Consider the following 11,678-nt stretch of genomic DNA (forward strand, 5'->3'; position numbering starts at 1 on the left):
TCGGGAAGCGTCAGAACCGCTCGGGGCGAACCAGGGCGAAGACGAGATAGGCGGCGAGAGCGAGCGCGACGGCGCCGCCGAGGACGAGGTCGAACATCGTCAGGCCTGCCCTGCCCAGCGCGCATAGGCGCCCATCAGCGCGAAGAAGCCCAGCCCCACGGCCAGGTAAAGTAGATCGAACATGCGAACCCTCCTTTCGGGATCGCGATCTAATTGGGCGAGACGGGCGTAAAAATTCCATACGAGTTTTACGCGGGCGTCTTCACGGCAACTGCAAGGGGAAGTGGCCGCTCGCATCCGACCGGCGGACTTCCCTTTGAGGGACAGGCGGCGGCGCCGACCTCATCCGGCGGCACTTTCGCGCCGCTGTTTGACCCGGCACAACGATCGCAGGTCGAGGAGGGCTCATTGCAGGGCCTTCAGGGAGACCGGCCGGATGAGACCGTCAGCGATTGATCCGAACATGCCTGTCAGTGAAATCATGCGGATATGGCCCGCCACCATTGGTGTGATGATCCGCAACGGGATGCTGTGCATCGGCTGCCCCATCGGGATGTTCCACACGGTCGCGGATGCGTGTGCCGCCCATGTGGTCGACGAAGCCAGGTTCTCCGCGGAACTTCTTGCCGCGATGCGCGCCGAGCCGGATTAACCGCAGGTCGCTGCGCGCGCACTTCCGCCCCGGCGCCCAACCGGCATCCTGTGCCATATTGCGAGGAAGGGTCCCGGGGCCGCGAGCACCTCGGCCTGCTGCGCCTGGGATCGCCCCGCTCCTCCCGGCGCCGGCGGCCAGGAAGGGGGCTTATCTTCCGCGCCTCGCCTCGGCCACGAGCATCAGCGCGTGCGGGTCGGTGACGGTGACCTTTTTCCGGCCGCTGCGAACGAAGCCCTGGTCTTCCCAGGCGCTCAGCAGCCTGCTGACGGTGTGGAGCGTGCTGCCGGTCATCTCGGCAATGTCCTGGCGGCTGATCGGGAAGTCGATCTCGATCCCCTCGGCCGTCTTCCGGCCCGCTTGTGCCACCAGCCGGAGCACGGCGCTGGCAATCCTCTGCTCGACCTGCTGGGTCGACATTTCGACGACCCGCGCCTGGGTTTCCTGGAGGCGATTGCCGAGGGTCTGGTAGGCGTTCGCGCCGAAGGCGGGGACACGGGACCGGAGTTCCGGCCAGACCGCGTTCGGCCACGCCAGGACCACGCAGTCGACCGCGGCTATCGCGCTCGCCGGGTAGGTGCTGCTGCCCATGGCCACCGCGATGCCGAGGAGTTCGCCCTCGTTGATGTAGCGAGCGATCACCTGCTCCCCCTCGGGCGTGGCGCGGACCACCCTCACGTGTCCCGACAGCAGGAGGAAGAACTGCTGCGCATCCGCGCCCTGGGCGAAGATCTCCGAATCCCTGGGAAAGCGGCTGGAGCGGGCCGAAGCCAGGATCGCGTCCAGATCGTCGGCCGAAAGGCCGGCGAAGGCCGGAAGTCCTGCGATCAGCGACCTGTCCAGCGTCATGCACGTCTCTCTCGAAGCCAAGTCACCCATCTTCTACCGGGCATTTGCGCCGGCGCAAACTGTCGTTCCGCAGGCCGGGCTAGGGAGGGGGCAACGGCAGCCCAAGCTGTCGGAACAAGAGGACAGGCAAATGAGAAAACTTCTGACGGCGATCACGCTCGGTGCAGTCATGGTCGCAGGCGCGGCCGGGGCGGCGGAAATCGAAGTCCACATGCGCAACAAGGGCGCCAAGGGCGTGATGGTGTTCGAGCCGGACCTGATCGTCGCCGCTCCCGGCGATACGATCCACTTCGTACCGGCCGACAAGGGACACAACGTCGAGAGCATCAAGGGGATGCTTCCCGAGGGGGCCGAGCCCTTCAAGAGCAAGTTCAACGAGGGATTTACGGTTACCGTGGACGCCGAGGGCCTCTACGGCGTCAAGTGCACGCCGCACTACGGCATGGGCATGGTCGCGCTGATCAAGGTCGGCGACGCTGCGAATGCGGAAGAGGCTCGGGCCGTTACCCATCCCGGCAAGGCCAAGGCCGCCTTTGCCGACCTCTTCGGCAAAGCGCTCACGTCGAACTGAGGCGAAACGTCCGGAGGGACCGGAAGCCGCCGCCGCGCGGTCCCTCCAACCACAGGCGGCGAGATCCGGGAGTTATCCGAAGCACCGCCTGGCCCTAGCCGGCGGTGCTTCCGTTCATGGTGCAGCGGAGGGGCGTGGCGCCCGTCGACGAGAGCGGCATCGAAGCTTTCCGGTCGGCGCGCCCCGCGGTCCGTCCATCGCGACGGAGAACGTGGCGCCGGCCTTCAGGCGCCGGCGCGGGACCCCCAGAGGACCGGCGCGAACCGGACCGCGAACAGCAGGAAGCCGCAGCACCAGAGGGCTCCGCCCAAGGCGAGCGCTGTCGTGTATCCGTCACCTGTCAACGGCGCTGCGACTCTCAGGGCGGCTCCGGCAGACACCATCCCATACATGGCGACGATGGAGCGGTCGGCGACGATCGCCCGTCCGGTGTGGCCGAGGCTCGCTCTCGTCATGACCGCGAGCGTCATGGTGCCGATGGCTCCCGACGTCAGGGCGTGGAGCGCAGCCGATGGCGGCAGGAACGCGGCGACCTGGCTGATGCCCATGAGGACCAGGGCGAGGGAAAGCCACGCATAGCCGACGTGGAGGACGAACAGGATCGGCTGGGCCGCCGTCGCCGCACCACGCCAGCGGGTCAGCCGCGCCGCGAGCAGCAGACCGGCCACCGAGAGCGCGGCGCCCGCTGCTGGCGTCTGCGGGAAGCTGACCCACGCCAGCATCGCGACGGCCAACACCGCGAGAGCAGCCCTGTCGAGCGCGCCGAAGGGCGACGGCAGCGCGACCGAGCCCTCCTTGACCAGCCAGTTGCGCGTGAAGCTGGGCACGATCCGGCCGCCGATGAGGGCGATCAGGATCGCGGCGACGGCGAGTGCCAGACGTTGACCGAGGCCGTATGGCGCGATGCCCATGCCGGCCAGATGATCGGCGGCATTGGCCAGGCCGAGGACGGTGAACATCGCCGCGACCGGGACGTTCTTCCAGTTCCGCCCGGCAAGAACCTCGCGCCAGATGGCGAAGCCGAGAATGGCGGGGAAGGCGAGGTCCACCGCCATCGCCAGCCACGGGTCGGGCGAAAGCAGGCAGGCTGCCCTTCCGGCGATCCACAGGCCGACGAGCGCCAGCAGCGGCAGCCCGCTGAGAGGTAGCCGGCCGGTCCAGTTGGGAATGGCCGTCAGGATGAAGCCCGCGAGGACCGCGCCTAGATAGCCGAACAGCATCTCGTGCGCATGCCACTGCATGCCGTCGAACGGACCACCGAACCGGACGCCGCTGAAGAAAGCCCAGAGCCAGAGCGGGATCGCGAGCCCGGCATGGAGTGCAGCCAGGAAGAAGAAGGGCCTGAAGCCGTAGTGCAGGATCGGCGGCATCGAGCGGATCCTTCCCCGGCCGTCGCGGGAGAGGTCACCCGACTTGCGCGCCGCGCGGGGCGCGGAACGGTCGGATGTGGCAGATGAGGCAGCAGCCATCGGGCATTTCCTGTTTCGCTTGTTCCGGAAAGGCGCGGGCTGGAACGCGGTTCGGGCGGTCTCGCGGGCCGCCCGAACGCCAGCCATCTTCCATGTCGGCTATTGCGTCAGCAGGCCGAGCATCTGGTCGACGCCTTCGTGGTAGATGTCTGGCTGCTCCGGTCCGTCGACGATCAACTTGGCGACCAGACCCCGACCCACCCGCGACAGGGCGTGATCGACCAGCAGATACTCGCCCGGCACGTCGAGCTTGAGGTCGACGACGGCGGCCCCGCCAGGAGGCACGCTGATCGTCTGCACGTCCGCCCGCGCCTCGCCGGTCAGCGATCCGAGGTCGTACACCTTGTCGAAGATCTCGCCGATGACGTGGAAGCTCGAGGTCTTGTTGGGCCCGCCCACGCCGAAATAGATGCGGACGGTCTCGCCGACCTTCGCCTTCATCGCATTGTCGCCCGTCAGGCCTTCCGCGGCGCCGTTGAAGACGTAGTACTCCGGCTGCTCATCCATCAGCTTGTCATAGCTCTCGGTCAGCTCGCCGGGTGTCCCGAACGCCTCCTCGGTATAGATCTCGCCCTGCATGACGTAGAACTCGTGATCGACCGGCGGCAGGCCACCTTCCGGTTCGACCAGGATCATCCCGTACATGCCGTTTGCGATATGCTGTGCCGCCGGACCGACCGCGCAGTGATAGACGTAGAGGCCCGGTTTCAGCGCCTTGAAGGTGAACCCCTTCTCCTCGCCGGGGGCGGCGAGGGTGGCATGTCCGCCCCCGTGAAGTCCGGTGACGGCGTGGAAGTCCACGTTGTGCATGGCCATGTTGTCCGCATGGTTCTCCAGCAGGACTTCGACCCTGTCGCCGACCCGGACCCGCACGAGCGGCCCGGGCACCTTCCGGTTGAAGGTCCAGTAGTGGTAGCTGGTATCGTCGGCGAGCCTGCCGATGACTTCCACCGTCTCCAGGCGGACCCGCACCGTCTCCGGTCCGCGGTCGCCGATGGACGCCGGCAGATCCGTCGCCTTCCGGACGATGTCGACCGGCGCGTCATGACTTCCGAGCTCCGAGATATGCTGGTGCGCGGGGTCTGCGACGGCCGGTCCCGAGAACCCGAAACTCAAGGCAAGCACGCCAGCGGCTACAGTTGTGAGAAGCATGCTCCGGATGTTCATGACACGGCCCTTTCCGACCTCTTGTTCGCAGATACATGTCTATGCCCGTCGGAGCGGCCGTTCTCTGCGTAGCGACAAACATCCTGGGGATGCGGTTGCATGCAGGATGCTGTTCGGCCGAATTGTCGGCTGGCGGTCTGCCGGTTGATCTGAGGGCTCGTGCTTGCGCCGGCTTGGCGCTTCCCGGCATTCAGCGCGAGCGAGACGACCGCGCGCACGCGCCAGCAATGCCGGCCGGCTCCCTCCGGTCGCGATGTGCGGCCGTCAGGCCGACGATCGGCTGCTAGAGTCAGTCGATACGATCGGCCGGCTTGTTTGTCGTTTGATGTGCGCGATGGCCGCTGGACCTGAGCCAGAGCGACGCTGGCGCGGCAGGTCGGCTAGAACTCCAGCAACGACCCGGTATCCGAGGCTTCCCGTAGCTGGACCTGCAGTCCCGGCCAGGCGGCAGCGATCTTGCGGATGTCTTCCGGTGGCAAGAGGCTGAACCCCGTGGAGAACGCATCCGCGGTCGTGGCGTCCGGGGCGACGACCGTGATGCTGCGGTAACGGCTTGCCCCGAGCCCGCTGCGGGGATCGATGAGGTGGTTGAAGCGTCCCCCGTCGGCGAAGCGGTAGCCGTCGGGGCTGGACGTCGCGACGGCCTTGTCCGCGATCTCGAGCACGCGCTGGAGCCCCCGGCCTTGCCGATCGAAGCCGACACCCACCCGCCACGGGCTGCCGTCGGGCCTGGAACCGAGTGCGCGGATCTCGCCCATGTCGACGAGGCTGTTCGCCACGCCGCCCCGGCGGAGAACAGCCACGATACGGTCGGTGACGAAGCCCTGGGCAATGCCGTTCAGGGTAAGCGCCTTGCCGCGTCGGCCGAGAGCGATCCTGTCCTCGCTGACCAGCACCTCGCCATAGCCGACGAGGTCCAGCGCTTCCCGCAACCGCCCTTCCGAAGGGCCGGACGGATCTGGATCGGCGCCGCCGAAATGTTGCGCGAGGAGGTTCCACAAAGGCTGGACGCTGGGATCGAAAGCGCCGCCGGTCCGCTCCCAGACCACCCGGGCAGCGCCGAGAATATCCACGAGCTCGCGCGGAGGCGCGGCAAGGACACCTGTCCTGTTCAGTTCCGACAGCGCCGTGTCGCTCCGGTAGAGGCTGAAGATCCGCTCCAGGCGCGACAACTCGGCCAGGGCCTGCCTTACCAGCCGCTCGGCCGCGGCCTTGTCGGTGTGGTGGACTGTCATCGATGCCGCGGCACCCAACGCCTGTCCCTCCCAGGTCACGGTTTCCACGCCTTGCCTGGCGTTGGCGCCGGCGGGAAGCAGTCCCAGCCCGACGGCAGAAGCGGTGATGGAAATGAAGCGGCGGCGGCTGAGAGCTCGGGCCATGACATGGCTCCTAGTGAGTTGGTTCCGAGGTCTGGGGCGATGGGCCGTCATCCACGGCGACGTCGTCGGTTCCCAGCACGTAGTCGGGCGGAATATCGGCGAACCGGACGACTTCGCCCCCGTTGCGGTCGGCGAACGCGGCGGCTGCCACCTCGGACGAGAACGGCACCGTTTCGGGCGCGCCCATGCCGCCGCGCATCGAACTTCCGATGACGTAGAAGGCCTGGCGCGCCTCGACCCAGTTGTCAGCGCCGGGCGACTCCCAGCTGGCGGCCTTGGCCATGTCGGAAACGTAGAGGGCGGAAATGTTCTTCGCCTCTTCCGGCAGCATGGTGAAGGCAACGAGGTCGCGGGCTGACGAGAACCACACCGGCTCGGGATTGGGGCCAAGCATGATCTGCCCCTTCGGCCCGGGATGCTCGAGGACGTTCATGCCGCAATAGTGTCCGATGGCGTCCTCCGTCATCGCCACGGGCGTCGGCATCGGCGTTTCGTCGTCGTCGCTGCATCCCGCAAGCGTCAGGACGGCAGCGATCGCCGCGGCAACGATCGGTCTCACAGCTCTCTCCTTGCAAACACCATGATCGCCGCTGCCAGCGGCACGATGGTCCAGGCCAGCAGGGCAACGATCAACGTGGTGGCTCCGAGAGCGGCATTGTCTGCAACGCCGCCCATGCCGGACAGGGCGCCGACGCTCTCCGACCCCAGGTTGAGCAGGCGGTAGGCATCGGTCGGGTTGGCCAGCAGCAGCGCGCTCAGCAACTCGCCGCCGACGACCCGCCCCTGGTCGACGACAAGCAGGCCGAGCAGCGCCATGTCGTAGATGAGCACGCAGAACAGCCAGACCCCGATGGCGATGCCGCCCGCCGTGCCGCGCTCTGCGACGAGGGCGCTGATCAGGTAGCCGATGGCGATGAACACCGCCCCGAGCAGGATCGACGAGAGGATCATCGACAGGAATGCCGTCCAGCTCGCCAGATCGCTGGAAACGCCCGTCACGGCCAGGGCCGCCGCGGCGGCGCCGTAGCCGATGAGCGTCGCGAAGGACAGGATGGCGACGTGCCCGACGAACTTGCCGATGACCACCTGCCAGCGCCCGATCGGATAGCTGAGGAGCAGCAGCATCGTGCCGCGCTCCATCTCGCCGACGATGGCGTCATGCGAGATCAGCAGCGCGATCAGCGGGACCAGGAAGATCGTGAGGCTGGAAAGGCTCACGATGACCACGTCGAGCGCACCGGCGCCGACATTTCCCGTCGGCGCGCTGCCCAGGAAGGTCAGGGTCAGGGCGAGGGCCGCCAGCAGCAGGGTCGTGGCGAGGACCCAGCGGTTGCGGAGACCTTCCTGAATCTCCTTGCGGGCGACCAGAAGAATGTTCCTCATCGACGCGGGCCTCCCGAGGCCAGGAAATGGGCATAGAGCTCGTCGAGCGACGGCGGCATGACGTCGATGTCGGTCACCGGGATGCCGCGGGAAACGGCGCTTCTCAGCAGCGGAATCTTGTCCGCGGGGCTGGCGTCGATCTCCAGCATGTGGCCGTTGATCCGCCGCCATGCGCCGGCGCCATCCATCCAGTCGTTCGCGGCGCCGGCGGCACCGTCGGCGAGCCTGACCCGAATTCGCGTCGGCAGCTGCGCGATCTGCCGAAGCTCGTCGATCCGCCCGTCGGCGATCTTGACGCCGCGGTCGACGATCACCACCCGGTCGGCCTTGCCCTCCAGTTCGGTCAGGGCGTGCGACGAGAGCAGCACGGTCGCGCCGTCGGCGCGGAGCGCTGCGACAATCTCGTAGAAGATGTGACGCAGCGCCGGGTCCAGCCCTGTCGTCGGCTCGTCGAGGAGCAGCACTCTGGGGTGCCCGAGCAGCGCCTGGGCGAGGCCCAGCCGCTGGCGCATGCCCTTGGAATAGGTTCCGACGCGGCGGTTCGCGGCGTCGGCGAGGCCCACGCGCTCCAGCAGCGGGCCGACGGTGTCTGCCGGCACCCGCTTCAGCCGCGCGTAGAAGCGCAAGGTCTCGCGCCCGGTCAGTGCCATGTTGAAGGAGACATTTTCCGGCAGGTAGCCGAGCTTCCGCCGTGCGGCGAACTCGCCTGCCCCCGGGTCCTCCCCCAGAACCCTGACGGTGCCCGAGTCCGGCCGGATCAGCCCGAGCATCAGCTTGATCAACGTCGTCTTGCCGGCGCCATTGTGCCCGACGAGCGCGACCGTCTCGCCCTCGTGGAAACTACAGGAGATGTCCGCCACGGCAGACACCTTTCCGTAGGACTTGCTGACGGAGGTGATGCGGACGGTCTCAGTCATGGCCGATGCTCCGGGCAGGGGGCGCCATCAGCGGACGGCTGTCCACCACGCCGCCAGGCAGCAGCGCCGGAAACTGGGTCTGCGCCCATCGCAGCACCTGCACGGCCGGACTGTTCATCAGGACCTTCGCCTGCGGCGAGGTCCACAGGACCTGATCGACCAGGTCGTTTGGCCGGTAGGGGTTGTCGCCGATACCGTCTCCATCAAGGTCGAAGGCCGGATTGTCGCTCCAGTAGTTGCCCCGGCCTTCCGCCGACCAGTCCAGGTCGCGGGTGCCGACATATTTCACCTGTATCCGGTTGCGGACGAAGGCATTGCCGGAGATGGCGTTCCCCTCCGAGCCCGCGGTGAAGTGGATTCCGATGGAGCACCCCTCGAACAGGTTGTCGTGGAACTCGTTCTTGTTGGCATTGTAGATGAACACGCATTTCTCGGGCCCGAGTCGCATGCCATCCTCCTCCGCCGCCCGATCGTCGAGCGCCGCCCCGGGAGCCGCGTGAGCACCCCTCACCCGACCCGCCGCCGTCCACCTGTTCGCCGGCAGCATGCGGCCACGCACCGTATTTTCGGTGATCACGGAGCCGTTCGCATAGTTCAGCATCAGGCCGTGGTCACGATCGCCGTCCGATACGTTTCCTGCGATGCGCAGATTCCGCGAATACATAATCGCGTAGCCAACCGAATTGTTCGTGGAGACATTGTCGCTGACTTCGCTGTCGTTAGTGTACATGTAGTGGACCGCAAAGCGGAGATTGCGGAAATGGTTCGCGCGGAAGACATTGTCCTTGCTTGTCTTGGTGAAGATCCCGTCCCTGCCGAAGCTGACGTCGTTGCCGATCACCTGGGCGCCCGGCGCATTCCACAGGGAAATGCCGTCGCCGGCTTCGCTGGTCCGGCCTTCGCGAAGACCGACGATCCTGTTGCCCCGGGCCAGGGAATTCTCGGCGCCATGCAGATAGATGCCGACGAGATTGTTCAGGATCTCGTTTTCTTCCACCCGTGTTCCGCTCGCCGACTGCGCCACGAAGACGCCTGAGTCCATGTCGGGCAGGCTCCGCCCCGAGCCGGTGATCTGGAGCCCCCGGACAACCGACCCCGGTGCGCTGACGGTGATGACGCTGCCGCTCCCGCTGCCGGCGACGATGGCTCCGGCTTCGCCTTCCAGCGTCAGCGTCTTGGCGAGGGTGACGGGGCCGTCATGCCGGCCGGCGCTCAGCCGTATGACATCGCCCGGCGAAGCAGCATCGATCGCGGCCTGCAGGCCCGCGCCCGGTGCCAGCTGGATGACGTCGCCCCAGGCGGGCGCACCGGGCATGGCGGCGATCAAAGCCGCCATGCCCACGATGATCATGACGAGACGGGCCACCAGCCTAGACCGCTTGCGGCTCGACAAGCATCCGGCCCTTCATCTCCATGTGCATCGCATGGCAGAACCACGAGCAGTAGTACCAGTAGACGCCGGGCTTGCTCGCGTTGAATGTCACGGAGGCGGTCGCCTGCGGTGCCACTTCCATGTTGATGCCGTAGTTGACGATGCTGAACCCGTGGGTGAGATCCTCCACCTCGTCGACATTGGTAACGTAGACCGTCACCTCGTCGCCCTGCTTGACGGTGAACTCCTCGAGGCCGAAAGCGGGCGCGATCGAGATCATGTAGACGCGGACCTTGTTGCCGTCGCGAATGACCTTGGAGTCAGAGGTCAGGTCGACGCCGTCCGCCGCCGCCTGCTTCACCGCATCGGCGAAGAACGGGTCGTCGCGGCTCCAGAGGCTCACCGGCTCGATTTTCGAACGGTGCACGAGCGTGGCATCGTGCGGCTCGGCGAAAGTCGGATTGTCGTGCACGAGGACCATCTCGTCGCCGGAGATGTCGATCAGCTGATCGTTCTCCGGCTTGAGCGGACCGACGTTCAGATAGCGATCCTTGGAAAACTTGTTCAGCGAGATCAGCCACTTGCCGTCAGCCTCCTTGGTCTGCCCCATCGAGGTGTGGTTGTGGCCGGGCTGGTAGTGGACGTCCAGCTTCTGTCGGATGGGGTCGATCTGTTCGCCGGCGAAGGCCCGCTTGGCGTCCTCGATGTTCCACTTGCAGATCTGGCTGTCGATGAACAGCGTCGTGTAGGCATTGCCCTTTCCGTCATAGGCGGTGTGCAACGGTCCAAGACCGAGTTCCGGTTCGGCGACCACGGTATCGCGCGGCTGGATCTTGTCGTCGAAAAGATCATCGAACTTGCGCACGTCGAAGACCGTCACGGTCGGCGACAGCTTGCCGGCCGCCACGACATGGATGCCGTCGGGCGCGGTGTTGATGCCGTGGGGGCTGTTCGGAACCGGTACGTAGCGCGTGAGGGGCGATCCCTTGCGGCCGTCCAGCACGGGCACGCCGTTGATCTCCTCGAAGTCGCCGCTGGCGACGGCCGCTTCGATGCGGGCGATGTTGAAGATGACGATCCAGTCCTGTTCGCTCGCCATCATCTCGGCGAGGTTCACGCCCTCTTCCGAGTTGTAGCAGGTCGCGAAGCAGTACTTGCCCTGATAGTCGGCATCGACATTGTCGAGATTGCCGTCGACCATGATCTGCCAGGCGACCTTCATGGTCTCGCCGTCGACCGCCGTGAAGATGGCCCGGTACGTGCTGGTGTCGTTCATCGTCGTGCCGTCATTCTGCAGCGGCACCCGGTCCTCGCCGTTGCAGAACACGTAGCCCGTCTTCGGATACTTCTGGACGCGCAGGCCGTGGACGGTGTGCTGGTTCGGCAGCTGGATGATCTTGTCGCACTTCATCACGTCGAGGCGGATCCGGCAGACGCGGGTGTTGGCCTTGTCGTTGGCATAGAGGTAGCGGCCGTCATAGGTGCCGTCGGTGAAGGACGGATGCGGGTGGTGCAGGTCGCCGTTGTGATAGACGCCGCCCTTGTCCTTGAGGAACTCGACCGACTCCGGCAGCAGACCCTCGGTCAGCACCTTGCGGCTCTCGTTGGTCAGGCCCCAGCCGGTGGCGCTGCAGCGGTTGAACACGGGTATGCGCATCATCTCGCGCATCGAAGGCGCGCCGACCACCCGGATCTCGCCGGATTGGCCACTGGAAAAGAACACGTAGTACTCATCCAGTTCGCCAGGCTTGACCTCGTAGGTTGCGCCCGAGGCGCCTTCCTGCGCCGCAGCGGGGCTGACACCGCCGCCGAACGTCAGGCCGGTCGTCATGCCGGTGGCCCCGGCAGCGGCAACGAAGGCGGTGGTGCCGAGCAGTTGGCGGCGGCTCAGGCCTTTTCCGGTTTCTTCCTGTGGCATT

General features: G+C 66.4%; 12 protein-coding genes. 2 read left to right on the forward strand and 10 right to left on the reverse strand.

Translation table 11 applies throughout. The features are described from left to right. Nucleotides 1–10 precede the first annotated feature (10 nt). Nucleotides 11–241, reverse strand: a complete 231-nt coding sequence (gene kdpF, locus LXB15_RS21175) for a K(+)-transporting ATPase subunit F (RefSeq protein ID WP_370640141.1) — start codon at nucleotides 239–241, stop codon at nucleotides 11–13. A 195-nt stretch (nucleotides 242–436) separates the two neighbouring features. On the opposite strand from kdpF, the gene LXB15_RS20785 reads away from it, so the two are divergent. Beyond that, a complete protein-coding gene (locus LXB15_RS20785; protein ID WP_233950244.1) occupies nucleotides 437–652 on the forward strand; it encodes a DUF1858 domain-containing protein in 216 nt (71 codons plus the stop codon). Between the two features lie 150 nt (nucleotides 653–802). On the opposite strand, the gene LXB15_RS20790 is transcribed toward LXB15_RS20785, so the two are convergent. Then, nucleotides 803–1,501, reverse strand: coding sequence for a Crp/Fnr family transcriptional regulator (locus LXB15_RS20790; RefSeq protein WP_233950245.1), 699 nt, complete (start codon nucleotides 1,499–1,501; stop codon nucleotides 803–805). Between LXB15_RS20790 and LXB15_RS20795 the strand changes: the two genes are divergently transcribed. Next, the gene (locus LXB15_RS20795) at nucleotides 1,500–2,072 is read left to right on the forward strand and encodes a pseudoazurin (protein WP_370640142.1); all 573 of its coding nucleotides are present in this window, start codon (nucleotides 1,500–1,502) and stop codon (nucleotides 2,070–2,072) included. The two genes, LXB15_RS20790 and LXB15_RS20795, sit on opposite strands and share 2 nt — an antisense overlap. A 224-nt stretch (nucleotides 2,073–2,296) precedes the next feature. On the opposite strand, the gene LXB15_RS20800 is transcribed toward LXB15_RS20795, so the two are convergent. The 8 genes from LXB15_RS20800 to nosZ form a co-directional block, all read right to left on the reverse strand. After that, entirely contained in the window at nucleotides 2,297–3,442 is a 1,146-nt protein-coding gene (locus tag LXB15_RS20800) for an NnrS family protein (protein WP_233950246.1), read from the reverse strand. Between the two features lie 198 nt (nucleotides 3,443–3,640). Beyond that, nucleotides 3,641–4,693, reverse strand: a complete 1,053-nt coding sequence (nirK, locus tag LXB15_RS20805; RefSeq protein ID WP_233950247.1) for a copper-containing nitrite reductase — start codon at nucleotides 4,691–4,693, stop codon at nucleotides 3,641–3,643. A 395-nt stretch (nucleotides 4,694–5,088) separates the two neighbouring features. Next, nucleotides 5,089–6,087, reverse strand: a complete 999-nt coding sequence (locus LXB15_RS20810) for an FAD:protein FMN transferase (RefSeq protein WP_233950248.1) — start codon at nucleotides 6,085–6,087, stop codon at nucleotides 5,089–5,091. 10 nt (nucleotides 6,088–6,097) lie between these two features. Beyond that, a complete protein-coding gene (locus LXB15_RS20815) occupies nucleotides 6,098–6,646 on the reverse strand; it encodes a nitrous oxide reductase accessory protein NosL (protein ID WP_233950249.1) in 549 nt (182 codons plus the stop codon). Then, nucleotides 6,643–7,470 carry an ABC transporter permease gene (locus LXB15_RS20820; protein ID WP_233950250.1) on the reverse strand — a complete coding sequence of 276 codons (828 nt, stop codon included), beginning with the start codon at nucleotides 7,468–7,470 and terminating at the stop codon, nucleotides 6,643–6,645. The genes LXB15_RS20815 and LXB15_RS20820 overlap by 4 nt, the downstream gene beginning before the upstream one ends. Continuing rightward, nucleotides 7,467–8,387, reverse strand: coding sequence for an ABC transporter ATP-binding protein (locus tag LXB15_RS20825; protein WP_233950251.1), 921 nt, complete (start codon nucleotides 8,385–8,387; stop codon nucleotides 7,467–7,469). Before LXB15_RS20825 ends, LXB15_RS20820 begins: the two co-directional genes overlap by 4 nt. After that, entirely contained in the window at nucleotides 8,380–9,756 is a 1,377-nt protein-coding gene (locus tag LXB15_RS20830) for a nitrous oxide reductase family maturation protein NosD (RefSeq protein ID WP_370640253.1), read from the reverse strand. Before LXB15_RS20830 ends, LXB15_RS20825 begins: the two co-directional genes overlap by 8 nt. 1 nt (nucleotide 9,757) lies before the next feature. Continuing rightward, nucleotides 9,758–11,677 (reverse strand): TAT-dependent nitrous-oxide reductase, encoded by a 1,920-nt coding sequence (gene nosZ / locus LXB15_RS20835; protein ID WP_233950252.1) that lies wholly within the window; start codon nucleotides 11,675–11,677, stop codon nucleotides 9,758–9,760. Nucleotide 11,678 lies beyond the last annotated feature (1 nt).

This window comes from Aurantimonas sp. HBX-1, from assembly GCF_021391535.1.
Taxonomy (GTDB): Bacteria; Pseudomonadota; Alphaproteobacteria; order Rhizobiales; family Rhizobiaceae; genus Aurantimonas.